This window comes from Sphingobium sp. JAI105 (genome assembly GCF_015752145.1).
In the GTDB taxonomy this organism is placed as follows: Bacteria; Pseudomonadota; Alphaproteobacteria; order Sphingomonadales; family Sphingomonadaceae; genus Sphingobium; species Sphingobium xenophagum.
The window spans coordinates 1,845,612-1,870,795 of record NZ_JADOUC010000001.1 but is presented as its reverse complement, the minus strand read 5'-3'; the positions used below and the strand labels follow the sequence as shown (position 1 = coordinate 1,870,795).

The window sequence follows — 25,184 nt, the reverse complement described above, 5'->3', positions numbered from 1 at the left end:
CCACCCCCGTTGGTCGTCACGCCAACTCTTCCTCCGGCACGACATCGACCATCGCCTGGATGCTCTGCCCCCCGCCGCCCACGAACAGGCCGTCCATCGGCGCCACATCGGCATAGTCGCGGCCCATCGCAACGAAGATGTGGCCGTTGCCGGTGATGCAGCCATTGGTGGGATCGAAACCGATCCAGCCGCGCGTCGGCCCGCACCACAGCATGACCCAGGCATGCATCGCGTCCGCGCCGATCAGCCGCGGGCGGCCGGGCGGCGGATCGGTGCGCAGATAGCCGCTGACATAGGCGGCGGGCAGCCCCGCCAGCCGCAGCGCGACCACCATGACATGGGCGAAATCCTGGCATACGCCATGGCGCGCGGCAAAGGCGTCGGCGACCGGCGTGCTGGCATCGGTCGCGCCGGGATCATAGGCGAACTCTGCGCGAATACGCAGCGCCAGCGCCAGCGCGGCGGCGACCACCGGCCGGTCCGGGTCCAGCCCGTCGCCGACCCACGCGCCAACCTGCGGCAGCAGCGGCGCGCGGGTGGAGGCGTAGAGATAGAGGGCCGGGGCCGACGCGCTCATGTCGCGATCGGCCAGCGCGGCGTTCGCCACCGCGCCGATGGCGGGGTCATCGGGCTGGGGTTTGGGCGGGGCGCTGTCAGCCACGCCGACACGAAAACGGCTCTCGATCGTCAACTGCCGGATCGGGCTTTCGATCACCAGTCGGGCGACATGAACCGGCCAGGCGCCGGGCCGCGATTCGATGGTGGAGGGGGCGGGATCGACCGTCAGCGCATAGTCGGACGTCCATTGCCCGGCCCAGGGCGCGGGGCGCAGGCGCAGGTTGAACCGGGCCAGCCGCATCGGCGCGGCATAGCGCAATATGGTCTGGTGGCGGACATGGTAGATCATGACAGCAGGTCCGCTCCATCGGCCTTTTCCGCCTTGCGCACTTGCAGGAAATAGCGCTGGCCGATGGCGTCGGACAGGGCCAGCAGGCGGTTTTCGACGTCGTCTATGTCACCGATGGTCAGCATGTCGCCGGTCAGCGGGCTGAGCCGGGCGACCAGTGCATCGGCCAGGCGTCTGGGTTCCTCCGGCATCCCGTCCGTGCGCAGCGTCGGCAGGGCGGCGACATGATCGGCCAGACGCTGCGCCTGATAGACGATGGCGCGCGGATTATACGGCTCCAGCGCGACAAGATCGCGTACCGGCGGCAGCGCGGGGCCGGTCAGATAGCGGGTGCGATAGCTGATCTGGCTGTCATTAAGGTCCAGCAGGACGGTCAGGTCGTCCGCGCTCGCGCTTTCGCCGCCGAACAGGCCAAGCAGGCGGCAGCCATTGATCGCCCGCTCCATCCGTCGGCCCATATCGTGAAAGCGCCAGCCCTCGCTCCGGCCCATATTTTCCGCCGCCAGCCCCGACAGCGCCGAAATCCGCTCGATCATGCGCGACGATGCGTCGAGCAGGGTTTCGGTCACCGCGCCGTCAAATGTCGGCAGCGGCAGGCGAACGAGCCGCCAGAAGTCGCTTGCCAGCCGGTCGCGCAGCCCTTCGCCGATATTGCCGACGCTCGCCATCAGCGCCCGGACGCTACCCGATTGGCGCGCATCGCCCAGCGCGGTCGCGCAGATCGGGCCGATGGGACCGCCGCCATCGCGGGCGATCGCGCCCCACAGCACCAGTTGCCCGACCAGCCGGTTCATCGTCGGCGATGCAACCGACGGGCCAAGATCCGCCTCTATCGATCCGCCGACGATGGCGCGGATCAGCCGCAGCGTCATTTCCGTCCGCTCGATATAGCGGCCCAGCCAATAGAGATTGTCCGCCGCCTTGGCCGGCAACATCCCGCCGATCCGCCGGATCGCGGGCGCGCCGCCGCCCAACAGGGTGTCGGGCGGCACAGCCACGCTATCGACCACGCACATGTCGGCGGACATGTCGCCCTTGCCCATCAGCGCGGCGCGGATGTCGCCATGGCCCGCCAGCCGCGCAAAGGCGCCGGGCATCACCCGCCACTGGCCCTGCGCGTCGCGCGCCACGAACACGCGCAGGGTGAAGGGCAGGGGGGTGAGGCGCCCGTCGACCACCGCCGGGGTGGTGGACAGCTTCACCAGTTCCTGTCCCACATAATCCATCGGCCGCCGCGCCATCGCTTCGGCCAGCATGGCGCGTTGCGGCGCGTCCAGCGCCGATCCGGGGGTAAAGCGCGCATCGGGCAGGCCCGCCACATCCTGATCGAAGGCCGATCCGACGACCAGTTGATCCAGCCGGTCGCGCACATAGGTGCGCTCCCCGCTCTGCCCGCACCACCAGGTCGCGATATTGGGCAGGATCAGGTCCGCGCCCAGCAGCGCCTTGCTCAGTTGCGGCAGGAAGGCGGCGAAGGCGCGCGATTCGATCACGCCGGCGCCCGGCCAGTTGCTCAGCACCAATCCGCCGCGCGCGCAGGCGTCGAACAGGTCGGGCACGCCGATGCGCGACTTGCTGTCGAAGGCCAGCGGGTCCATGAAGCGGCTGTCCATCCAGCGCCACAAACCGTCGATGCGCTTCAAACCCTGAATGGTGCGGACGAACAACTGCCCGTCAGTGACGATCAGATCGTCGCCCTCGACCAATAACAGGCCCAGATACCGGGCCAGATGCGCCTGTTCGGCATAGCTCTGGTTGAAACGACCGGGCGTCAGCAGGCCGATGCGCGGGTCCGATCGTTCGCAATCGGCGGCCAATCCCCGGCGCAGATCGTCGAAAAAGGGGGCCAGCCGCCGCGTGTTCATCGCGCCCAGCAGGTCGCCGGTCGCGCGCGACCAGGCCAGGCGGTTTTCCAGCGCATAGCCAACGCCCACCGGCGTCCGTACCCGGTCGGCCAGTACGCGCCATTCGCCCGCCGGGCCGCGCCCGATGTCGGCGGCATAGAAATGCAGATGATGGCCGCGCGGGGGCGGGGTGCTGTTCATCACCCGCCAATAATGCGGGCTGCCGGTGATCACGCTGGCGGGCAGCTTGCCATCGCGGACCAGCGACTGGCTCCCATAAATATCGCCGATCACCTGTTCCAGCAATTCGGCGCGCTGGGCCAGACCCCGCTCGATATGCGCCCACTCGGCCGCGTCGATCAGCATCGGGATCGGCCCCAATGGCCAGGATCGTTCCTGTTCGTCCCCGGTCAGGCGGAACGCCATGCCCAGGTCGATCGCCTGCCGCGCGACATTGTCCGCCAGCATGGCCGGGTCGCCCTGCGCCTGCGCCGACAGCCGGTCCAGCATCGTGCGCCAGCGTGTCTGCATGGCGGGCGATGCACCGGCGAACAGGTCGCCCGCCGGTGCATTGGCCAGATAGGCGTCGGCCCAGTTCGCATATATGGCGGTTTCCACCCGGTCGCCCTTACGCGCCCGGATGCCTGAAACGCAGGTCCAGCGTCATCGGAAATTCACCGGCCGGTTCGGCGGCGGGCATATCGACCGGGCCGGGGGTGTGGCCATGGTCCTGAAAACGCGCCTTGCGCCGCGCTTCGGCTTCATATCCGTTGATGGGCAGCGTGTCGTAATTGCGCCCGCCCGGATGCGCGACATGATAGACGCAGCCGCCCAGCGACCGCCCGCTCCAACTGTCGAGCACGTCAAAGGTCAGCGGCGCGTTGACGGGCAGGTTGGGGTGCATGCAATTGGCGGGCGCCCATGCCTTGTAGCGGACACCGCCAACCCCTTCTCCCGGCACCGACGTCGCCGTCATCGGCACCTGCCGTCCATTGCACGCAACGATATGCCGCCCGGCCACCAGACCCGTGGCGCGGACTTGCAACCGCTCGGTCGAACTGTCGACATAGCGCACCGTGCCGCCGATCGCCCCGGTTTCGCCCAGCACGTTCCACGGTTCGAGCGCATGGCTGATTTCCAGCCCCACGCCGCCCGCGTCGACACTGCCGTGGATGGGGAAGCGGAACTGCCGCTGCGCCTCGAACCAGTTGGGATCGAAATCATAGCCCGCGCCGCGCAGGTCGGACAGGATTTCCAGAAAATCGGCCCAGACGAAATGGGGCAGCATGAAGCGATCGTGCAGCGTCGTGCCCCAGCGCACCAGATTGCCCTGCTGCGGCTGCCGCCAGAACCACGCCGCCAGCGCCCGGATCAGCAATTGCTGCGCCAGGCTCATCCGCGCTTCGGGCGGCATTTCAAAACCGCGAAACTCCAGCAGCCCCAATCGCCCGGTCGGCCCATCGGGCGAGAACATCTTGTCGATGCAGATTTCGGTGCGGTGGGTGTTGCCCGTCACATCGACCAGCAGGTTGCGGAACAGCCGATCGACCAGCCATGGGGGCGGCGAAGCACCCTCGCCCGCGAACGGGTTGGGCACCTGCGCCAGCGCGATCTCCAGTTCATACAGGCCATCATGCCGCGCCTCGTCGATGCGCGGCGCCTGGCTCGTCGGCCCGATGCACAGGCCCGAAAACAGGTAGGAAAGCGAAGGGTGCCGCTGCCAGTAGAGGACGAAGCTCTTGAGCAGGTCGGGCCGCCGGATGAAGGGCGAATCGTTGAGCGTCGGGCCGCCCAGCACGATATGATTGCCCCCGCCGGTGCCGACCGACCGGCCATCGACCATGAACTTGTCGGCGGTCAGGTCGCATTCGCGGGCATAGGCGTATAGCTGTTCGGTGATCGCGACCGTTTCGTCCCAACTGGATGCGGGATGGACATTCACCTCGATCACGCCGGGGTCGGGCGTGGCTTTCAGCACCGCGATGCGCGGATCGGGCGGGGGCGAATAGCCCTCGATCCGCACCGGAATCTGCAACGCTTCGGCTGCCGCCTCGACCTCGGCGATCAGCTCCAGATAATCTTCCAGCGCCTGTACCGGCGGCAGGAATACCGACAGATAATGGCCGCGCGGCTCCACCGTCACGGCGGTACGGACCGCCCCTTCGATAATGACCTGTTCCACCCGATCCTGCGCGGCCATGCCGCCCTCCGGCCCGGCGACCCGCTGCGATTGCTGCGCGCGCACCTCCTCGACATCGGCCTGCTGCATCACCTGCGCCCGGAAATCGGGCAGCGGCTCGCGCGGCTCGCTGGTGTCGCGGGGGTGGATATAGGGATAGTCCGACGGCGGCACATAAGGCAGGGAGCCGAGCGGAAGGCGATACCCCAGCGCCGAATCCCCCGGCACCGCGAACAGCTTGCCGCGCCGCAATTGCCAGATTTCGCTCTGCCAGCGCGGCGTGCTCGCCTGCGACTGCCAGCGTTGCACCGGCAGGACATAGCCGACCGGCTGGTCCAGCCCACGCTCGAACGTCTTGACCATCCGCGCGCGCGCTTCGGGATCGCTGATCTTGGGGTCGTCGGTGGTGGCGTTGATCGGCAGTTCCGACTCCTTGATCGACCAGACCGCCGGATCTTCAAAGACCGCATGGGTATAGTCGTCGGAAAAGCCCATATGGGCCGCCATATGGCTCAGGAAAGCGCGGGCGTCGTCAGGCGTCACGCTGCGCGCGCCGTCGGGCGCATCATCGGGCGCGATCAGGCTTTCATCGTGCCAGATCGGCGTGCCGTCCGTCCGCCAATAGACGGCATAGGCCCAACGCGGCAGGCTTTCGCCGGGATACCATTTGCCCTGTCCATGATGCAGCAGGCCGCCCGGCGCGAACTGGCCCCGCAGCTTGCGGATCAGCCGGTCGGCATAGGCCGCCTTGGTCGGGCCGACCGCATCGCCATTCCATTCGCCCGCATCGCCGCCATCCACCGCCACGAAGGTCGGCTCGCCACCGATCGTCAGCCGCATGTCCTGCGCCTGCAAATCCGCGTCCACCTTCGCCCCCAGCGCCATCACCGCGTCCCATCGCTTGTCGGTGAAGGGCTTGGTGATCCGCACCGCCTCGGCAATGCGGCTGACGGTCATCGCGAAATCGAAATTGACCTCGGCAGGTTCGGCCATGCCGCTGATCGGCGCGGCGGACTTGTAGTGCGGCGTCGCGCAGAGCGGGATATGGCCTTCGCCCGCAAACATGCCGCTGGTCGCGTCCAGCGCCACCCAGCCCGCGCCCGGCACATAGGCCTCCGCCCAGGCGTGCAGGTCGACGACGTCCTGACTGACCCCCTTTGGCCCCTCGATCGGCTCGACGTCCGCGACCAGCTGGATCGAGTATCCCGACACGAAGCGCGCGGCAAAGCCCAGCCGCCGCAGCAATTGCACCAGCAGCCAGGCGGAATCGCGGCATGACCCGGTGCCGATCTCCAGCGTCTCCTCCGGCGTCTGGACGCCCGCTTCCATGCGGATGACATAGCCGACCTGCTGTTGCAGGCGGCGGTTCACCTCGACCAGGAAGTCGACGGTGCGGCTTTCATGCCCGGCATATTGGTCCACCATCTTTTCGAACAGCGGCCCTTGCGGCTCGACATCGAAATAGGCGGCCAGATCGGTTTTCAGCTGCTCGTCATAGGCGAACGGATAGTTTTCCGCGTACGGCTCCACGAAGAAATCGAACGGGTTGATGATGTCGAGATCGGCCAGCAGGTCGACCTCTATCGTGAAATGATCGACTGGCTCTGGAAAGACGATGCGCGCCAGCCAGTTGCCGTGCGGGTCTTGCTGCCAGTTCAGGAAATGCCCCGCCGGCTCGATTTTCAGCGCATAATTGGGCACTTTGGTCCGGCTGTGCGGCGCGGGGCGCAGGCGGATGACCTGCGGACCAAGCCGGATCGGGCGGCTGTAGCGATAGGCAGTGCGGTGGTGGAGCGCGGCTTTGAGCATGGCGGGATCAAACGCTACCCCCTGTTGCAATGCAATATGCAAATGGTTCGGGGGGCAAAGAATCTGCGCGGCTCCGGCCCGCTCCGGCGATGCCGCGACAAGTCACTGGACCCCGCCCGCCAAACCCATTACCCTTGCCGCCATCCCCGGGGGACCGTCCGCAGACGGTTGAGAGGCGGCTTTGTGGCCGCGACCCGCTGAACCTGATCCGGCTAACACCGGCGTAGGGAGGGTTAAGCGCGCACTCACACCGCCCGCATTCTCTCTCTTTCGCTGCAAGGAGAGTGACTTATGGCAGACGTCCCCGCCCGTACCGAGATGCCCGAAGCCGAAGGCTTCATCCGCCGGCAGGCGGCAATGAACGTTACCACTGGCGCGATCCGTGGATCGAAGAAAATCCATGTCGGCCCGCTCAAGGTCGCGATGCGCGAAATCACGCTGGAGCTGGGCAGCGGCGAGCCGCCGGTGCGAGTCTATGACACGTCCGGCCCCTATACCGATCCCAATGCGCAGATCGACATCATGGCGGGCCTGCCGCAATTGCGCCGCGACTGGATCATGGCGCGCGGCGATGTGGAGGATTATGACCCGCGCGCGGTAAAGCCCGAAGATAACGGCCTTAAAGGCCCGGATCGCTCCGGCGGCGTCGCCCAATTCCCCGGCCAGGATCGTCGCCCCCTGCGCGCGCGGCCCGGCATGAACGTCAGCCAGATGCACTATGCCCGACGCGGCATCATCACGCCGGAAATGGAATATGTCGCGGAACGCGAAAATCTGGGCCGCGCGCGCCTCGCCGAATATATCCGCGACGGGCAGGATTGGGGCGCGGCCATCCCCGATTATGTGACGCCCGAATTCGTCCGTGACGAAGTGGCGCGCGGCCGGGCGATCATCCCCAGCAATATCAACCACCCCGAATCCGAACCGATGGCGATCGGCCGCAATTTCCTGGTCAAGATCAACGCCAATATCGGCAACTCGGCCGTCGCCAGCGACGTCGCGTCCGAAGTCGACAAGCTGGTCTGGTCGATCCGCTGGGGCGCGGACACGGTGATGGACCTGTCCACGGGCCGCAACATCCATGACACGCGCGAATGGATCATCCGCAACTCGCCCGTGCCGATCGGCACCGTCCCCATCTATCAGGCGCTCGAAAAGGTCGGCGGCGTGGCCGAGGAACTGACTTGGGATATTTTCCGCGACACGCTGATCGAGCAGGCCGAACAGGGCGTCGACTATTTCACCATCCATGCGGGCGTCCGCCTCGCCTATATCCCGATGACGGCGAAGCGCGTCACCGGCATCGTCTCGCGCGGCGGCTCGATCATGGCGAAATGGTGCCTCAGCCATCACAAGGAAAGCTTCCTCTACGAGCATTTCGACGAGATCACCGAAATCTGCAAAGCCTATGACATCGCCTATTCGCTGGGCGACGGCCTGCGCCCCGGCTCGATCGCCGACGCCAATGACGAAGCGCAGTTTTCCGAACTCTACACGCTGGGCGAACTCACCAAGCGCGCCTGGGCGCAGGATGTGCAGGTGATGATCGAGGGGCCGGGCCATGTCCCCATGCACAAGATCAAGCAGAATATGGACAAGCAGCTCGAAGCCTGCGGCGAAGCCCCCTTCTACACGCTGGGGCCGCTCACCACCGACATCGCGCCGGGATACGATCATATCACCAGCGGCATCGGCGCGGCCATGATCGGCTGGTACGGCACGGCGATGCTCTGCTATGTGACGCCCAAGGAGCATCTGGGCCTGCCCGACCGCGACGATGTGAAGGTCGGCGTCGTCACCTACAAGCTGGCCGCCCACGCCGCCGACCTTGCCAAGGGCCATCCCGCCGCCAAGGTCCGCGACGACGCGCTAAGCCGCGCCCGCTTCGAATTCCGCTGGCGCGACCAGTTCAACTTGAGCCTCGATCCCGACACCGCCGAACAATATCACGACCAGACGCTCCCCGCCGAAGGCGCGAAGTCAGCCCATTTCTGCTCGATGTGCGGCCCCAAATTCTGCTCGATGAAAATCACGCAGGAGGTCCGCGATTTCGCCGCAAAGCAAAATCAGGACGCCGACACCTTCATCGCCGCCAATCCTCCCCGGCACGGGGAAGGGGACCGTCCGGCGCAGCCGAACGGTGGAGGGGGCGCACCGCTGGACGCCGCCACCGCCGAACAGGGTATGGCGGAAATGAGCCGGGTGTTCAGGGAAACCGGCAGCGAGCTATATATGGGCGCTGGGGACAGGGAACGGGATTGAGGGGTAGGATGATCCGGTATTGGCTGAACAGATTTTTGGGACGATCGGTCCGGCAACCGTTGGCTGTAGCTAATTACTCTCCGTTGCCGCCGCATCCAGCCAATGTGCCGGGCACATTCTATGTTGAGGATGGTTGCTGCATATCCTGTGGCGTTTGGGAAGATGTGGCCCCCGATCTGCTGGCTTGGGTACCCGATGGAGAAACGCCACATTGCTATGTTTCCCATCAACCAGAAACCGAGGATGAGTTTGGTCGGATGATGGACGCAATGCACGTTGGTGAAGTGGATTGTATCAGAGCGCGGAATTGCCGCCCCGATTGGGCGGAGCATTTAAGAAGGGCAGGACTGGGCGATCAGATCGATTCCGATTAAATTGGCAATCGCGACATATTGCGTTATAACCACCGTATGAACGCGCCCCTCAAAATCACCAAGATCGGCAACAGCGCCGGGGTCATCCTGCCCAAGGAGTTGCTGACCCATCTGCACGCCAGTGCCGGTGACAGCCTCTCGGTCGTCCTCACGCCGCGCGGGATCGAACTCTCCGCAGCCGAACCGGATTTTGATGCGCAGATGGCGGCGGCGCGCGATGTCATGGCGCGGCGCAAGCGGGCGCTGCGTGAACTCGCCAAATAATGGCGGGCCGGGACTGGGTGTGGGTGACGCCTGCCGTGGCGGAGGCAGCCCATGCCGAACAGATTGCCGAACATGGCGGCGGGGGCGACGGGCTGCGGGATCGCGGCCTGTTTGAAAGCGCCATGGCGCGCCCGCACAATCAGGTGCTCTATGGCGATCCTGACGCGGCGGCGCTGGCGGCGGCCTATGCCTATGGTCTCGCGCGCAATCATGCCTTTATCGACGGCAACAAGCGGATCGCGGCGGTGGTCAGCGAAACCTTCCTGCTGCTCAACGGCTATCGACTGACCGCGACCGACGCCGAACTGGTCGTCGCCTTCCTCGAACTGGCCGCCAGCAATCTCACCGAAACCGACCTGGCCGACTGGTTCCGCCAGCATATCGCCGCCGCCTGAAGCCCACACCTGTCCTACTGCGCCGGTTGCTGCTAACCTCCGCCCCGGCTCCTTCCCACCGTCTGCTTTCCCTGCCCCGACAGCGCGCCCTCGCGTTGCTCGCCCGCTGACTTTGCATGAAATTCCCATGCGCGACATGGGCGAAGTTTGCGAACTTCCGCGCCGATTACATCTTGCGACAATTCCCGCTGGCCATTGCCAATATTTTGCGACAACTGCCCGCTAGAGGAGAGGCAAGAGACATTGTCCGGGGGTAAATGCGTGCGCCGATCCACTTCGTTCGTCCTGTTTTCGCTGATGCTGGGGGCCGCGCCCGGCGCGCTGAGGGCGCAAGTCGCGCCGCAGGCCGATCCGCAAATGGACGATGGCGAGGAAATTATCGTCACCGGCCAGCCACAGCGCGGCGCGGTGCCGGGCAAGATCGAGCCGGAGCAACAGCTTAGCGGCGCGGATGTGCGGGCGCTGGGCGTGACCTCCATTTCCGAACTGCTCACCGAATTGTCGCCCCAGACTAACGGATCGCCCGTCATCCTGCTCAACGGCAAGCGGATTTCCAGCTTTTCGGAAATTTCCGACCTGCCCTCCGAAGCGGTCGCGCGGGTCGACATATTGCCTGAACAGGTCGCGCTCTCCTACGGCTATGCCGCGACGCAAAAGGTCGTCAACATCGTCCTGCGTCAGCGTTTTCGTGCCGAAACCGTCGATCTGCGCGGCGGCACCACCACCGATGGCGGGCGCGACAATGGCCAGGCGGAAGGCGGCTTCCTGCGTATCCGCGGCGATAATCGCTTCACCCTGAACGTCAAATATCGCCGCGCTGCGCAATTGCTGGAAAGCGAGCGCGACATTCTCAACACCGGCGCGTCCCGCCTCACCGCCACCACGCGCGGCGCGGAAATCGACCCGGCGCTCTCCGCACGGGCGGGCGCGATCGTCACCCAGACCGGCGTCCCCGCCAGCGCCGCGACGAACCTGCCGACGCTGGCCAGTTTCGTGCCGGGCGCAACGACAAGCGACGCGGTCGACCTCACCCCCTATCGCACGCTCAGCCCCGCGACCGAAAATTTCAGCGCCAATGCGACCCTGGCCCGCGCCCTGGGCGGCGTGTCGGCGACGATCAACGGGCGGCTGGAACTGTCCGACAGCGATTCGCTGCAAGGCCTGTCGCGGGCCGCGCTGACCCTGCCTGCGGGCAGCCCCTTCTCCCCCTTTGCCAATGACGTCGCGCTTTCCCGCTATCTGGTTCAACCCGGCGCATTGGGGCAGCAGGTGCGCGGCACGACGGCGCATGTCGGCGTCACGCTGAACGGGCGGCTGGCGGGTAGCTGGCAATGGTCCTTCACCGGCAATGGCGACCTGTCGATCACCCGTACCCGCACCGACAGGCTTGCTCTTACCCACAAGTGCCTGCTGGGGGCCTCGAGATTCGAGCTCCCTCAACGAGATCGGCGAGTCGCGTCATTCCTCTCCATATGACGGTCGTGCCGGGTGGTGGGTCAGACGCGCGGTCCAGGTAGCCTCCGAGCCTTGCGACGGCTCTGACATAGAATGCGAGGTTGCGGGATGGCGCGCGTCTCAACTTTGGCGTCGAGCTATCGAGAAGGTTGCGCTCCGTTTCGGTGAAGACGGCAGCAGGCGTGGCCTCTGGAGCCTCACGAGCCAGGATCGTCAGCCATGACACGCGCCAGGCAACGACGCAGCACAAGGCGATACAATTGGCCAAGCGGTTGATCGTAGTCAGGCGAAGTTCTTCGATCCGGCACCCGGTTTTCAGGGTCCGGAAGAATGTCTCGATCTTCCAGCGCTTGGAGTACCAGTCAAGCTTATGCACGGCATCGGCGTGGTTTTTGACAGGCAAATTAGTTATAAGCTTCCAGTGAATCCGTTCGCGATCTTCCGGCGGATTGAGTTCTTCGGCATGGATGATCTGAAGCTCTTGGTTTATGTATTTCTTCTGTTTTCCGATTGGAGGCCGGACCGTCATTGTTGCATATCGTATCGATAGCACTGCCCGCTGCTCCTTGCCTTTCGCATCGCGGAATTGGATCTCGTGGGTCCCGCTGCACGGCGTCCTTTCCATAACTTGGGCGATGGTCGTCTTGCCATCTTGAGCCAGGCGGTCGACGCAGCTGCGCACGAGGAATTTGGTACCGAGCTCTTCAGCCAAGCAATAAAGCTCGTAAATGTCGCTTTCGCGGTCTCCGATATGTACACATCGCCCCGGCTCTCCAGCCAATTCGGTAGACCGGCGCAAATTATCAAGCCAACGGATACTTTCCTTTTGATCGATGGGAATTCGGGTCAAATTGACCCTGCGCTTGAGCTCTGCAGTTCCCTTGAACTTGGAGCGTGACCAGAATTTCGCCGCCGTGAGACCCAACGGCAGTCCATCTGGCGTAATCGCAAGGCTGACATGCATCAGAAGGCCGCAGATCGTGAACTTCTGGAACCGGCCATCCTTCAACTTGCGACCAGTCGAGCTTTTCGTAAATCCGATCTTATCCGGATCCGCGCGCTTGAAATTGAATTCGGTGGTGTCCTGCAAGATGAGGATCGGACCTTCGGTTGCCTGAATGCGCAAGGCGGATGCTGCAAAATGCCCTTCCAGGATTTTGTCTTCGCTCACGTTCTCGTTCGAGAGGAACCGGTAGGCGGCCTTAGGCCGTAGACTCATAAACGCGCAGCCACAGGCGGATCGAGGCGAGTTTGACCATGGTAAGGAAGTTTTCGGCGAGCTTGTCGTAGCGGGTTGCGACACGGCGGAAGTGCTTCAGCTTGGAGAAGAACCGCTCGATCAGGTTGCGCTCGCGATAGAGCCGTTTGCTGAAGCAGGGCTTCCACTTTCGATTAGATTTGGCCGGTATGTTGGGCGTGGCTCCTTGCTCCTCGATCAGTGTGCGGATGCGATCCGCATCGTAGGCCTTGTCGGCAAGCACGACCATGTGCGGCCCGAGATGGTTGAGCAGTTCGTCGGCGACCTGCCCATCATGGGCTTGGCCAGCAGTCAGGCCGAGCCTGATCGGGAGGCCTTGCGCGTCGACGACGGCATGGATTTTCGTCGTGAGTCCACCGCGTGATCGACCGAGACAATGATCTCGACCCCCCTTTTTGCCGTCGCAGCCTGTTGGTGCGCCCGGATGGAAGTGCTGTCGATCATCTGGATGTCACCGTCATGGGCGGCGGTGATGGCATCCATCATTCGGTCCCACACCCCTGCCTTGCGCCAACGCACAAGGCGATTGTAGCAGGTGGTGCGCGGACCATAGCGCTCTGGCAAGTCACGCCAAGGTGCGCCCGAACGCAAGACCCAGAAGATGCCGTTCAGCACGCGGCGGTCATCAACGCGTGGGACGCCTCGGGGTTTGTTGGGCAAGAGCGGCTCGATCACGCGCCATTCAAAGTCTGTCAGATCATATCGGCTCATGCTGATCCTGAATCAGCTTTCGTGCATAAAGAAAAGCCACTGTAGGTGGCGCGACCGAAATACGATATTGTCTGCCTCATGTCAGACCCATTCAACGAGGACCTGATCGCTGCAAAGTCCGCGTTCGCTGCCATAGGTGCGGCGGCTGTTTTTGGGGCAATTCTGCTCTTCAATGCCGAAACCCAAACTATCTGGGGCGTAGCAAAGGGCATCGCAGGGATCGCTCTTTGTGTCGCCGCCATCTTCGGAGCGAGAGCCTTATACAAAGGGCTTTAGCCGCCGCCATTTATGGGTTCACGACCTAGTATTCGACCAGTCCTGAAAAGCCGTCGGCAGAGATTGCCCAGGGCGCTGTTCAAGTGCTTCAAGCATCGCTCCAAGTCGTCGGTTCAGCCGCGCATCACCCAAATTGGTCTCGGCCGTTTCCTTGTCCACCCAGCTATGTTCCATCCCGGCACCTCACTATCCAAAGGTGCCGGAGAATGAATCATGGGTGATTCCAGCCACGCAATGGGCGCGCGGCAGGCCGAATCACGCACGCGACCACTTGTGGGTAAGAGCAAGACCGACAGGGGCGTGGCGACCGGCGCGATCCAGGCGGCGCTCGATGCCGGCGACGCCAGCGTCAATCCCTATGGCAGCTTCGCGCCCGACCTTCTCGCCACCCGCCTGACCGACCGGGCCCGCGCCAAGTCGCAGGCGGTGCAGGGCGACCTGCTGATCAGCGGCGCGCTGTTCGACCTGCCGGCCGGGCAGGCGATGACGTCCGTGCGGATCGGCGCGTCCGCCAATGGCTTTGAAAGCCGCTCCACCCGCGCCGGGGTTGAAAGCCCGTCCGATTATAACCGTGAAATCGGCAGCGGGCAGGTCAGCCTCGACCTGCCGCTCACCAGCCGGTCGAAGGACGTGCTGGGCGCGGTCGGCGACATTGGCGTGAACCTCAACCTCGCCGCGCAGCAGCTTTCCGACTTCGGCACCCTTTCGACGCTCGGCTATGGTCTGCGCTGGCAACCGGTCAAGGCGGTGCAACTACTGATGTCCGCCAATCAGGATCGCGCCGCGCCGACCGGCACGCAGATCACCGACCCGCTGGTCGCCACGCCCAATGTCACCGTGTTCGACTATGCGACCGGACAGAGCGTGTTCGTCACCCAATTGTCGGGCGGCAATGCGAACCTGCGCGAAAGCGTGCGAGACCAGTTCCGCCTCAGCGCCAATATCAAGCCGTTCGCCAAGCCCAATCTGACGCTGACCGCCACCTATCTCAACAGCCGCACCAGCAACCCGATCGCCGCTTTTCCTTCACCCACCCCGGCGATCGAGGCGGCCTTCCCCCAGCGTTTCCTGCGTGACGCGGACGGCAATCTGCTTCAAATCGACACCCGCCCGACCAACTTCCTGGCGGCGCAAAGCGAGCAACTGCGTTGGGGTTTCGATCTGTCGATCCCGATCAAGTCGCATATCCAGAAGCTCGTCGAAGCCTGGCGCGCGGCAGGCGCCAAGCCGGAAGACCGCCCGCCCGAATTGCAGGCCCTGTTTGGCAATCGCCAACCCCGGCCCGAAGGCGGCGACCGTCCGCGCGGCGAGGGTGGCACGGGTGCTGGCGGTGGACGTTCCGGCGGCCGCGGCTCCGGTGGCTTTGGCGGTTCGCGTGGCCCCGGCGGCGGCAGCGGGCGGCTAAGCTTCAGCCTCTATCACACCTGGCATCTGACCGAGAGCATCACCATTGCGCCCGGCGTGCCGCAACTCAACCTGCTGGATGGCGACGCGACCGGATCGTCAGGCGGCCAGCCACGTCATGAACTGGAAGGGCGGATCGGCTATATGAATAACGGCATCGGCGCGCGGCTGGGCCTGGACTGGGAAAGCGGCACCCATGTCGATGGCGCGCTTGGCGGCAGTTCGCGGCTCGATTTCGGCAGTCTGGCGACGGTCAATCTGCGTCTGTTCGCCAATCTGGGCCAGATGCCGCAACTGGTGAAATCCGTGCCGTTCCTGCGCGGCGCGCGATTGTCGATCGGTATCGACAATATCTTCAACCAGCGTCGCGAGGTCACCGACGCGAGCGGAATGACGCCGCTGCGCTACCAGCCGGATTATCTCGACCCGCTGGGCCGCGCGGTTACGATCAGCTTCCGCAAGCTCTTCTTTCCCAATTTTGCCGCCAATAATGGGCCACGTAGTTAAATGGGTGTTAGCCACGTCTAAAGCATGTTCCGCCCCGGTCGTTATGATGCTCATAAACGGTTCGGGGAGACGGCAGATGAAGCCTATCAGAATTGTGGTGGTCGACGATTCGCTCACCATCCGCGCGATGATCGAAACGCTGCTCGAACGCGACCGCCGGGTAGAGGTGGTCGGCATCGCGCGCGACGGGGTGGAAGCGATAGAGATGATCCGGGCCGAAAAGCCCGATGTGGTGACGCTGGACATCGCCATGCCAGGCAAGGACGGCATGACGATATTGGACGAGATCATGGACATGGAACCATGCCCGGTGATCATGCTGTCCAGCCTGATGCGCGACGGCGCGCCGATCGTCGCCGAAGCGATGGACCGGGGCGCTGCGGCCTGCTTCAACAAGGCGATGATCGTGCGGGAAGCCACCCGCTTCGTGACCCTGATCAAGAGCGTGGCGCGTGGCCTGATCGAGGCGGAAGCGGAACCGGTCGCGATCGCCGCCTGACCAGATGTAGACAAGGAAAAGGGGGGCAGAAGCATATCGCTTCCGCCCCCCTTTTCCTGTGCCCATCAGTCTGGGCTGGATGAATTGGAACTGGCCAACGCCATTGCCTGCGCCGTCCCGCTGGCGGGTTTTATGGTCGTGTGATTGTTGGACAGAATATGGGCGCTCAGCGTCGCAATGCCCAAAAACAGCGCCGCGCCAATAACCGCCAGGCCGTTATGCCCGCTGCTGCTGGTCCGCTCCTGTCCATCATCACGATCATCCCTATAACGCATCGGCAGTCTCCATTGAGTTGGTGTGCCGATGATAATCTCCGCTCAGATGTGCAGTTCCAGCCTGATTTCGTGATATTTTATTGCTGAGACCGACAGTTGCGACGCCGTCAGGATGCCAATGCCTTGGGCGCGTTGCGCAGCGCTCCAATGTCCACCGCTCCGGCAAACTCTACGCCCATGCGGTCGTCCTTCGACCAGCGGGCGGTGGCGTTGACGAACTGGCCTTCGCTCAGTTCGATCGCGAACAATGTGCCCAGCGGCACGTTCCACAACCCTTCGATCAGGGCGCCGGTAGACGATATGTTGCGGACCCGTCCGGTATAGACATGGCCGTCATGATGCACGGCTATCGTGCGCAACATGGTCTTGCGCGCGGGACGACTGGACTGGAAGCCGTCCGCCGCCGCCGCCGAACCATTGACGCGCTGACTTGCCAGAACGTCGGCGGCGGGCATCGGGCGGCCATAGATATAGCCCTGAATATGGCTGCACCCCAATTGCCGGATCAACGCCAGTTCATCCTGCGTCTCCGCGCCTTCGGCCGTCGTATCCATGCCCAGCGCTTCGGCCAGGCTGACGATCGCCTTGATGATCGCGCTGTTGCGGCTGCCCTTGGTCGCAGCTCCGCGCACGAAGCTCTGGTCGATCTTGATCTTGTCGAAGGGCGCTTTTTTGAGATAGCCGAGCGAGGAGTAGCCGGTGCCAAAATCATCGAGCGCCAGCCGCACGCCCAGTGCCTTGAGCCGCGCAAACATGGCGTCAGTGCCATCATCGTCGTTCAGGAATACGCTTTCGGTAATCTCCAGCTCCAGCCGTTCCGGCGCCAATTGCGCGCTGGCCAGAGCATTCATGACGGTGGACGGAAAACCGGGATTGGCAAATTGTGTCGGCGACACATTCACCGCAACGCGGATGTCATCGAGCCACTGGACGGCGTCGCGGCAGGCGGTGCGCAGCACCCATTCGCCGATTTGCGCGATCAGGCCGGTATCCTCGGCGATCGGGATGAACAGGGCGGGGGAAATCGGCCCCCGCACCGGATGTTCCCAGCGCAGCAACGCTTCATAGCCGGCAATCTGCTCCGTCTTGGACGACACCACCGGCTGGTAGACCAGATGCAGCCCGTCGGCGGCCAGCGCGTGGCGCAGATCCTCCTCCAGCTGGCGGCGATCTTCGGCATCGGCATGCATGTCCGACGAATAGAAACGGTGGACGCCGCGGCCATTGCCCTTGGCCGCATAGAGAGCCAGGTCGGCGTTGCGGATCAGCGCGTCGGCTGTCACCCCGTCCTGCGGACAAGATGAAATGCCGATCGACACGCCGATGACGACCGCCGTTCCCTCGATCGAATAGGGTTGCGACACGGTGGCGATGATGTTCTGCGCCAGTTGCGCCAGTTGCGCCTGATCCTGGCGACCCGGCAGCAATATCTTGAATTCATCACCGCCCTGCCGCCCGACCAGTCCCCGATCGCCGACGACCCGCTGCAATCGCTGGCTCACCTGCCGCAGCAGCGCGTCACCTGCCGGATGGCCCAGCGTATCGTTGACGCTCTTGAACCGGTCCAGGTCCAGCATCATCAGCGTGCAATCGCCCGCCTTGCCATGCCGGTCAGCCACAGCCTGCTCCAACGAACGCAGCATCTGGATGCGGTTGGCGAGGCCGGTCAGCGAATCGAACTGGGCCAGCCGCGTGACTTCCGCCTGGCTGCGACGCATTTCGGTCAGGTCGGTGCCTGATCCGCGAAAACCGTGGAACTGGCCATATTCATTGAATACCGGCTGGCCGGAAATCGACCACCAGCGTTCCTCCTTCGCCATGGCGGCGCGGACGGAAATGTCGGAAAAGCCAGTGCGTGCCGACAGGTGAAAACCCAGCGTGCGCTCCCCATCGCCCTGCTGCTTGTCGCCGGGACGGATCATTTCAGTGATCGGCCGGCCGATCAGCCCCCCCTTGGGCGCGTCCAATGTGCGAACGAGCGTATCGGAAATATAGGTCAGGCAACCCTGCCGGTCGGTTTCCCAGAACCAGCCGCGCCCGGTGCGCTCATGCTCCTGCAAAAGCCGGTCAGATCGCTGCGCACGCAAATCCTGCCGCTGGCGTTCGATGGCCCGCTCGCGGTCCGCCGTCGCCTGTCGCAGCGTGGCGACTGCCATGATGATAACGCAACTGACCAGCAGGCCGATCTGCGCCGGGCCCGCCTTTGCCGCAACCGACACAAGCAGCGCACCCAGAAAATAGCTGATCCCCAACAAACGGCGGTCGCCCACGATGCACACCGCCAGCAGCGCTATTGCCAGTTCCGGCACGGCGGCCAGGAACAGCGAGTCCGACACCGTTTTCGGATCATGCTTTAACCACAGGCTGAAGCTGAGGCCGGACAGGAACAGCATTGGCAGCATCAGCCAATTCTGGATGTGGGGCATCCGCTCCTGAAACACGGGCCAGCGCGGCACCAGCATCAATGCGCCGTCCACCAGCAGCATCACGACCAGGACGCCGAATTGCTGCGCATCATCGGGACGGAAGAGTGGAATGCCCAGCAGGCTTATCACGCACAGCTTGGCCAGCAGGATCAGCGGCCATAGTCGGGCAATCTGGACAAAGGCGCCCGAAATCCACGATGCGGAAACTTCCGTCCCGCTCTCTGCCAGCCCCAGCGCGACCATGAGGGACATGGAGCGGGAGGGAGTATCGGACAGGGACGCGCGCAATCGAGACATGCGCGTTGTTTAACGTCCGTTCCTTTACATAGAATTACTTCAAATAAGGGGACTTTTGCATGTTTAACGACACTAAACGCGCTTTTTAGACATGGCTTTGGTCACACCCGCATCGGCATCAATACATAGAGCGCAGGGCTGCGGTCATTCTCGCGGATCAGCGTAGGCGCGGCGGCATCGGCCAGATGCAGTTCCACTGTTTCGCTGTCGATCTGTCCCAATATGTCGAGCAGGTAGCGCGCGTTGAAGCCGATGTCGAAACCCTCGCCCTGAAACACGCCGGACACTTCTTCGGCGGCGGTGCCATTTTCGGGGCTGGTGACCGACAGGGTGATCTTGTCGCGGTCCAGGCTCATCTTGACCGCGCGGGTCTTTTCGGTCGCGATGGTCGCAACGCGATCAACCCCTTCCTCGAAGCTGCGCGGGTCGATCTTGAGCAGCTTGTCGTTGGCGGTCGGGATGACGCGGCTATAGTCGGGGAAGGTGCCGTCGATCAGCTTGCTGGTCAGGATCGCGCTGCCCAGGCCAAAGCGGATCTTGCTGGCGGATAGCGAAATCTGCACCGACCCTTCGACCTCGTCGAGCAATTTGCGCAGTTCGCCGATACATTTGCGAGGGACGATGATGCCGGGCATCCCGTCCGCGCCATCGGGACGAGGCACGGTGACGCGCGCCAGGCGATGGCCATCGGTCGCCGCCGCTTTCAGCACTGGCTGGCCATCATCGGACACATGGAAATAGATGCCGTTCAGATAATAGCGCGTTTCTTCGGTCGAAATCGCAAAGCGCGTCTTGTCGATGATCTGCTTCAATGTTTCGGCGGGCAGTTCGAAGCTGGTCGGCAGGTCGCCCTCGGCGATCACCGGGAAATCGTCGCGGGGCAGGGTGGACAGGTTGAAGCGCGCGCGCCCGGCCTGAATCAGCATCTTGCCATCGGCCGCCGCCAGCGACACCTGGCTACCTTCGGGCAGCTTGCGCGCAATGTCGAACAAAGTGTGGGCGGATATGGTGGTCGCGCCAGCCTGCTCCACCTGCGCCGAAATACTTTCGACCACCTGCAGGTCCAGATCGGTCGCCATCAGCTTGATAGCGCCGTCCGCCGACGCTTCGATCAGCACGTTGGACAGGATCGGAATCGTGTTGCGCCGCTCGACCACCGACTGGACGTGGCTCAGGCTCTTCAACAGCGTCGCGCGTTCGATGGTGGCCTTCATGTCCCTGTTCTGTCCGTTTCTTTTTCTGCAAGTGCCCGGATGCAGTCGAATCCGGGTGACTATGATGGATGGTTCTTCATAACCGCTGTTGCGGCATGGGCAAGCACTCGCTCGCGCTTTCGCGCAGCAGCACCCTTGCAAAACGGGACAGGATGCGCTCTGCCTTGGCAGATGAGCCGCATCGCCGCCTGTCTGATGATCTTGCTGCTGGTCGCATCGCCTGCGTTCGCGCGTGATTCGCTGGGCATGTTCGAAACCTGGGGGGCGTTTCGGGATCCCGCCACGCCGCGCTGCTATGCCATCGCCCGCCCCGTCAAGCGTGCCGGGCGGGTCAGTCCGGGCTTCGCGGCGGTCGGCACCTGGCCACGGCAGAAGGTGCGCGGCCAGGTCCATTTCCGCCTGAGCCGCACCCGTGCGGACAAGGCGCCAGTGACGCTCACCGTCGGCGAACGCCGCTTCACCCTGGTCGCGGGGCGCAGCGACGCCTGGGCCGCCGACGCCCGCGGCGACGCGACGATCATCGCCGCCATGCGATCCGCCAGCAGCATGAGCATCCAGACCAGAGACGCGCAGGGCCGCGCCTTTGCCGATGCTTACGCCCTGCGCGGCGCGGCGACCGCGATCGACGCAGCCGCGCTGGGGTGCGCGCGGCTGCGGTAAAGCGGCAACGCTTTAATCGTCGGCGAAAATCGACTATGGGCGCGATCATGCAATCAGCCGCCAACCCCATCATGCCGATTCCCGGCCTTGTCGACCCTGTGCCCGTGCCGCGCGCCGTGACGCCGCGCGCCGATGGCCGCACCGACCTGCTCGGCCTGTCGCGCCCACAGATCAAGTCCGTGCTGGAGGAAGCGGGGTTGGACGCAAAAGCCGCCAAGCTGCGCTCCAAACAGCTGTTCCACTGGCTCTATCATCGCGGCGAGACGGACTTTGAAGCGATGACCGACCTTGCCAAGCCGATGCGCGGCTGGATGACGGAGCGCTTTGTCGTCGGCCGCCCGCAGGTGGTGGAGGCGCAGGTTTCGAACGATGGCACGCGCAAATGGCTGCTCCGGTCGGACGACGGGCAGGATTATGAAATGGTGTTCATCCCCGATGCCGATCGCGGCACGCTGTGCGTGTCGAGCCAGGTCGGCTGCACCCTCAACTGCCGCTTCTGCCACACCGGCACGATGCGACTGGTCCGCAACCTGACGCCCGGCGAAATCGTGGGTCAGGTCATGCTGGCGCGCGATGCGCTGGGCGAATGGCCCAAGGGGAATATGGGCAGCGCCGCCGCGGTGCCGGACGATGAGGATGAGGACGCCCCCCAATATTCGCCCGACGGGCGGATGCTGACCAATATCGTCATGATGGGCATGGGCGAACCACTTTATAATTTCGAGCATGTCCGCGATGCGCTGAAAGTCGTCATGGACGGCGATGGCCTTGCCCTCTCGCGCCGCCGCATCACCCTGTCGACCAGCGGCGTCATTCCGATGATGGCGCGCGCCAGCGAGGAAATTGGGGTCAATCTGGCCGTCTCGCTGCATGCCGTGACCAAGGAAGTGCGCGACGAACTGGTCCCGATCAACAGGAAATATGGGATAGAGGAACTGCTCCAGGCTTGCGCCGACTATCCCAAGGCCAGCAATGCGCGCCGCATCACCTTTGAATATGTGATGATCAAGGACAAGAATGACAGCGATGAGGATGCGCGGGAACTGGTCCGCCTGATCCGTAAGTATAAGTTGCCGGCCAAGGTCAACCTGATCCCGTTCAATCCCTGGCCCGGCACGGACTATGAATGTTCGACGCCCGACCGGATTCGCGCGTTCAGCAGCATTGTGTTCGAAGGCGGCATTTCGGCCCCGGTTCGCACCCCGCGCGGGCGCGACATCATGGCGGCCTGCGGACAACTCAAATCGGCCAGCGAAAAGAAAAGCCGCGCCGAACTCGACCGGCTGGCAGAAGAAAAGCAGGCGGCGCTCGGCTGATCGTCGCCCCACGGCGACAGGATGCAGCAAGCCCCGCCCGCAACGGCGGGGCTTTTCATTGTGGGGGACTGACGATGACCGATGAAGAGATTGAGCGGCTGGCGACAGGCTTTTGCGCCTGCACCCTGCCCAAGGCGGCCTGGACCCACGGCGCGCATTTTGCGACCGCCCTTTGGCTGATCCTCCAACGTCCCGACATCGTACCGGAACGCGATATGCCCGACATGATCCACCGCTATAATGAGAGTGTGGGCGGGGTGAACAGCGACATGGGCGGCTATCATGAAACCATCACCCAGGCATCGTTGCACATGACCCGCATGACGCTCGCCGCCCTGCCGCCGGACTCAACGCCCGCCAGCGCTTCGCTGCGCTGATGGCGTCGCCGCTGGGGAACAAGGACTGGCTTTTCGCTTACTGGTCGCGGGCGACGCTGATGTCGGTTGCGGCGCGCAGGGGCTGGGTCGCACCGGACCTCAAACCTCTGCCTGTATAGAAAAAGGGCGGCCCCACGGACCGCCCTTTCCCTTATTCCAAACTGATCGACAAGGATCAGAAACGGAAGCCGACGCCAACCATCGCGGCGTCACGACCGCCGATATTCTGCTCATATTCGGTGCGCTGATATTCAGCCGAAATATAAGTGTTGGGGGTCGCGGCAAATTCCAGACCGCCGCCGAAACGGACGCCCTCGAACGCCGCGCCAACGCCCAGCGTTTCGATGCGGGTGGTGGCATAGCCGACCTTGCCGAACGCTAGGACGCGCGGGGTGGCCGCGAAGCCGAGGCGCAGCGACGCGGCGAGATCACGGCTGATCTCCACGCCGGAATCGCCGACAGTGGTGTCGCCCAGGCTCACTTCGACGCCGCCGGTGATGCGCGGTGCGAGCGCCAGGTCATAGCCGGCGGTCACGCCATAGGCAAAGCCGTCCTCGTCACCGGCATTGTCATAGCCCAGCGTCACGCCCGCGCGCGGCCCGGTGAAGGGCGCAGCATCCTGAGCGAAAGCAGGGGCCGAAACACAGGCAGCAGCGATCGCTGCGAAAATCACAGTTTTCATAAAGTCCTCAATATATATTCATGGCCGAATGGCTAATTCATCCGGCGTTCAGGTTCGATGCAAAGAAATAACGATAAAAATAACATGGTTCCTCTTGCCCATATATCCACCTTATCTGTGGATTATATGGTTGCGATCGGCATCGGCGTCGCGCAATCGCCATCTAGGTTGGCTCTTTTCGTTTGCAAAGGGGCAAGGTCTTTATTTCAAATGATTTCAACTGTCTGTTGCAAAAGTGTAACAACATGATGGAATGGCAGGCGGCGCGCCATTGCGAACAGCCGTGGACTGGGCCGCGCGATCGGTTAGGATAGGGACCATGGACAGCCAGACCCCCAAGAAGGCAACCGGCACAGTCAAGCGGCACCGCCTGTCGACGCGGCTGTGGCACTGGCTGAACGCAGCCCTGCTCTACACGCTGTTCACCAGCGGGCTGGGCATCTTCAACGCCCATCCTCGTCTCTATTGGGGGCAGTATGGTGCGAATTTCGATGCCGCCTGGCTCGAACTGGATCGCTTCCCCGGATGGCTTACGCTGCCTGCGCTTTATAATCTGGCCATGTCGCGCCACTGGCACCTGACCGCCGCGCCGATCTTTGCCTTTGCGCTGCTCTTCTACATGCTCTGGAGCCTCGCCAACCGGCACATCGCCCGCGATCTCGCCTTCCGTCGCGATGATCTCGCCCCGCGTCACATCTGGCAGGACATCAAGGACCACGCGCGGCTGCGCTTTCCCACCGGCGACGCGGCGTTGCGCTACAATGTGCTGCAAAAAGCCAGCTATATCGGCGTCATCTTCATCCTGTTGCCGCTGATCATCCTGACCGGGCTGACGATGGCGCCTGGCATGAATGCGGCGTGGCCATGGCTGGTCGATCTGTTCGGCGGACGGCAATCGGCGCGCTCGCTCCACTTTATCGCCGCCTTCGCGCTGGTCGCCTTTTTCCTCGTCCATATTCTGATGGTGCTTCTTGCCGGGCCGGTGAACGAGGTGCGATCGATGATCACGGGCCGCTATCGCGTACCGGAGGAACGCCCATGATTCTCACCCGCCGCCATTTGCTGTTGGGCGCCACAGCGACGCTGGCGGGATGCGACCGGCTTGGCCGTAACGAGGCCGTGCGGGAAGCCCTCTTCTCGGCCGAAAATTTCCATCGCTGGGCGCAGCGCAGCCTGATGGCGCGCGACGCGCTGGCGCAGGAATTCCGCCCCGATCAGATCTCGCCTATCTTCCGCGCCAACGGTACGGCCAATCCCAATACGCCCGCCTATAAGGCATTGTGGCGCAGCGGCTTTGCCGATTGGCGACTGCCTGTGACCGGACTGGTGGCGCGCCCGCTGTCGCTGTCTTTGGCCCAGTTGCAGGCGATGCCCCACCGCACCCAGATCACCCGCCATGACTGCGTCGAAGGCTGGAGCGCGATCGGCAAATGGCGCGGCGTCCCGCTCAAACCGATATTGGAGGCCGCGGGACTGAGTGACCGCGCGCGTTATCTCGTCTTTCGCTGTGCCGACGATATGGGCGGGGGGCGGCCTTATTATGAAAGTATCGACCGGTTCGACGCTTTCCATCCCCAGACGATCCTTGCCTATGCGCTCAACGATCGCCCGCTGACTGTCGCCAACGGCGCCCCGCTCCGTCTGCGTGTCGAACGGCAATTGGGGTATAAGCAGGCCAAATATCTGATGGGGATCGAAGCCGTCGCGACCCTCGACGGCATCGGCAAGGGCAAGGGCGGCTTTTGGGAGGATTATGCCGGTTATGATTGGTATGCGGGGATTTGATCTGTGTT

20 protein-coding genes, 3 pseudogenes and 1 riboswitch are annotated in these 25,184 nt (G+C 63.7%); of the genes and pseudogenes, 13 read left to right on the top strand and 10 right to left on the bottom strand.

Annotation, left to right across the window (positions count from 1 at the left end; genetic code table 11):
* Window positions 1-16 precede the first annotated feature (16 nt).
* From IWY39_RS08980 to IWY39_RS08970, 3 genes are read right to left on the bottom strand one after another with little or no spacing between them, the layout of a single operon-like run.
* Window positions 17-907, bottom strand: a complete 891-nt coding sequence (locus IWY39_RS08980) for a transglutaminase family protein (protein ID WP_107125751.1) — start codon at window positions 905-907, stop codon at window positions 17-19.
* Complete coding sequence (locus IWY39_RS08975; protein WP_107125750.1) at window positions 904-3,369, bottom strand: circularly permuted type 2 ATP-grasp protein; 2,466 nt, start codon at window positions 3,367-3,369, stop codon at window positions 904-906. Before IWY39_RS08975 ends, IWY39_RS08980 begins: the two co-directional genes overlap by 4 nt.
* Before the next feature lie 10 nt (window positions 3,370-3,379).
* Window positions 3,380-6,739, bottom strand: a complete 3,360-nt coding sequence (locus IWY39_RS08970) for a transglutaminase family protein (protein ID WP_107125749.1) — start codon at window positions 6,737-6,739, stop codon at window positions 3,380-3,382.
* Window positions 6,740-6,876: 137 nt separating this feature from the next.
* Window positions 6,877-6,986, top strand: a riboswitch (TPP riboswitch).
* Between the two features lie 44 nt (window positions 6,987-7,030).
* Between IWY39_RS08970 and thiC the strand changes: the two genes are divergently transcribed.
* From thiC to IWY39_RS08945, 5 genes and pseudogenes are all read left to right on the top strand, one after another.
* Window positions 7,031-9,001 carry a phosphomethylpyrimidine synthase ThiC gene (gene thiC, locus IWY39_RS08965; protein ID WP_409994379.1) on the top strand — a complete coding sequence of 657 codons (1,971 nt, stop codon included), beginning with the start codon at window positions 7,031-7,033 and terminating at the stop codon, window positions 8,999-9,001.
* Window positions 9,002-9,009: 8 nt separating this feature from the next.
* Entirely contained in the window at window positions 9,010-9,375 is a 366-nt protein-coding gene (locus tag IWY39_RS08960; protein WP_196871423.1) for a ferredoxin, read from the top strand.
* Between the two features lie 36 nt (window positions 9,376-9,411).
* Window positions 9,412-9,639, top strand: a complete 228-nt coding sequence (locus IWY39_RS08955) for an AbrB/MazE/SpoVT family DNA-binding domain-containing protein (protein WP_107125748.1) — start codon at window positions 9,412-9,414, stop codon at window positions 9,637-9,639.
* Window positions 9,639-10,034, top strand: a complete 396-nt coding sequence (locus IWY39_RS08950; protein WP_107125747.1) for a type II toxin-antitoxin system death-on-curing family toxin — start codon at window positions 9,639-9,641, stop codon at window positions 10,032-10,034. Before IWY39_RS08955 ends, IWY39_RS08950 begins: the two co-directional genes overlap by 1 nt.
* Window positions 10,035-10,295: 261 nt before the next feature.
* A pseudogene (locus tag IWY39_RS08945) lies at window positions 10,296-11,420 on the top strand (TonB-dependent receptor); the annotation flags it as partial.
* 7 nt (window positions 11,421-11,427) lie between these two features.
* Here the strand turns inward: IWY39_RS08945 and IWY39_RS08940 are convergent.
* Both IWY39_RS08940 and IWY39_RS08935 read right to left on the bottom strand, forming a co-directional pair.
* Window positions 11,428-12,708, bottom strand: a complete 1,281-nt coding sequence (locus IWY39_RS08940; protein WP_231377629.1) for an IS4 family transposase — start codon at window positions 12,706-12,708, stop codon at window positions 11,428-11,430.
* Window positions 12,692-13,458, bottom strand: a protein-coding gene (locus IWY39_RS08935; RefSeq protein ID WP_107124775.1) for an IS5 family transposase whose coding sequence is annotated in 2 segments (ribosomal slippage) — window positions 12,692-13,134 and window positions 13,134-13,458 — 768 coding nt in all. Because the reading frame shifts where the segments join, the coding sequence is not laid out codon by codon here. Before IWY39_RS08935 ends, IWY39_RS08940 begins: the two co-directional genes overlap by 17 nt.
* Before the next feature lie 78 nt (window positions 13,459-13,536).
* On the opposite strand from IWY39_RS08935, the gene IWY39_RS08930 reads away from it, so the two are divergent.
* Entirely contained in the window at window positions 13,537-13,734 is a 198-nt protein-coding gene (locus IWY39_RS08930) for a hypothetical protein (RefSeq protein WP_107124774.1), read from the top strand.
* Window positions 13,735-13,752: 18 nt separating this feature from the next.
* Here the strand turns inward: IWY39_RS08930 and IWY39_RS24575 are convergent, their stop codons facing one another.
* Entirely contained in the window at window positions 13,753-13,908 is a 156-nt protein-coding gene (locus tag IWY39_RS24575; protein ID WP_196871421.1) for an IS4/Tn5 family transposase DNA-binding protein, read from the bottom strand.
* A gap of 105 nt (window positions 13,909-14,013) precedes the next feature.
* Here IWY39_RS24575 and IWY39_RS08920 point away from each other — a divergent pair.
* Together IWY39_RS08920 and IWY39_RS08915 are read left to right on the top strand one after the other, a co-directional pair.
* A pseudogene (locus IWY39_RS08920) lies at window positions 14,014-15,645 on the top strand (TonB-dependent receptor); the annotation flags it as partial.
* Between the two features lie 76 nt (window positions 15,646-15,721).
* Window positions 15,722-16,144 (top strand): response regulator, encoded by a 423-nt coding sequence (locus tag IWY39_RS08915; protein WP_026002061.1) that lies wholly within the window; start codon window positions 15,722-15,724, stop codon window positions 16,142-16,144.
* Window positions 16,145-16,209: 65 nt separating this feature from the next.
* On the opposite strand, the gene IWY39_RS08910 is transcribed toward IWY39_RS08915, so the two are convergent.
* The 3 genes from IWY39_RS08910 to dnaN all read right to left on the bottom strand — a co-directional run bounded on the left by IWY39_RS08910 (window position 16,210) and on the right by dnaN (window position 20,356).
* Window positions 16,210-16,419, bottom strand: a complete 210-nt coding sequence (locus tag IWY39_RS08910) for a hypothetical protein (protein WP_107124297.1) — start codon at window positions 16,417-16,419, stop codon at window positions 16,210-16,212.
* A gap of 107 nt (window positions 16,420-16,526) precedes the next feature.
* Window positions 16,527-19,142 (bottom strand): EAL domain-containing protein, encoded by a 2,616-nt coding sequence (locus IWY39_RS08905; RefSeq protein ID WP_181316686.1) that lies wholly within the window; start codon window positions 19,140-19,142, stop codon window positions 16,527-16,529.
* 101 nt (window positions 19,143-19,243) lie between these two features.
* Complete coding sequence (dnaN, locus tag IWY39_RS08900) at window positions 19,244-20,356, bottom strand: DNA polymerase III subunit beta (protein WP_017181143.1); 1,113 nt, start codon at window positions 20,354-20,356, stop codon at window positions 19,244-19,246.
* Window positions 20,357-20,527: 171 nt separating this feature from the next.
* Between dnaN and IWY39_RS08895 the strand changes: the two genes are divergently transcribed.
* The 3 genes and pseudogenes from IWY39_RS08895 to IWY39_RS08885 all read left to right on the top strand — a co-directional run bounded on the left by IWY39_RS08895 (window position 20,528) and on the right by IWY39_RS08885 (window position 22,828).
* On the top strand, window positions 20,528-21,016 hold the full coding sequence (locus IWY39_RS08895) for a hypothetical protein (protein WP_107124299.1): 489 nt from the start codon (window positions 20,528-20,530) through the stop codon (window positions 21,014-21,016).
* A gap of 35 nt (window positions 21,017-21,051) precedes the next feature.
* Complete coding sequence (gene rlmN / locus IWY39_RS08890) at window positions 21,052-22,332, top strand: 23S rRNA (adenine(2503)-C(2))-methyltransferase RlmN (protein ID WP_231377497.1); 1,281 nt, start codon at window positions 21,052-21,054, stop codon at window positions 22,330-22,332.
* Between the two features lie 74 nt (window positions 22,333-22,406).
* Window positions 22,407-22,828 (top strand): annotated as a pseudogene (locus IWY39_RS08885) (hypothetical protein).
* Window positions 22,829-22,884: 56 nt separating this feature from the next.
* On the opposite strand, the gene IWY39_RS08880 reads toward IWY39_RS08885, so the two are convergent.
* On the bottom strand, window positions 22,885-23,391 hold the full coding sequence (locus IWY39_RS08880; RefSeq protein WP_019052209.1) for a porin family protein: 507 nt from the start codon (window positions 23,389-23,391) through the stop codon (window positions 22,885-22,887).
* A gap of 319 nt (window positions 23,392-23,710) precedes the next feature.
* On the opposite strand from IWY39_RS08880, the gene IWY39_RS08875 reads away from it, so the two are divergent.
* Window positions 23,711-24,433, top strand: a complete 723-nt coding sequence (locus tag IWY39_RS08875; RefSeq protein ID WP_107124300.1) for a cytochrome b/b6 domain-containing protein — start codon at window positions 23,711-23,713, stop codon at window positions 24,431-24,433.
* Entirely contained in the window at window positions 24,430-25,176 is a 747-nt protein-coding gene (locus IWY39_RS08870) for a molybdopterin-binding protein (protein WP_107124301.1), read from the top strand. Before IWY39_RS08875 ends, IWY39_RS08870 begins: the two co-directional genes overlap by 4 nt.
* Window positions 25,177-25,184 lie beyond the last annotated feature (8 nt).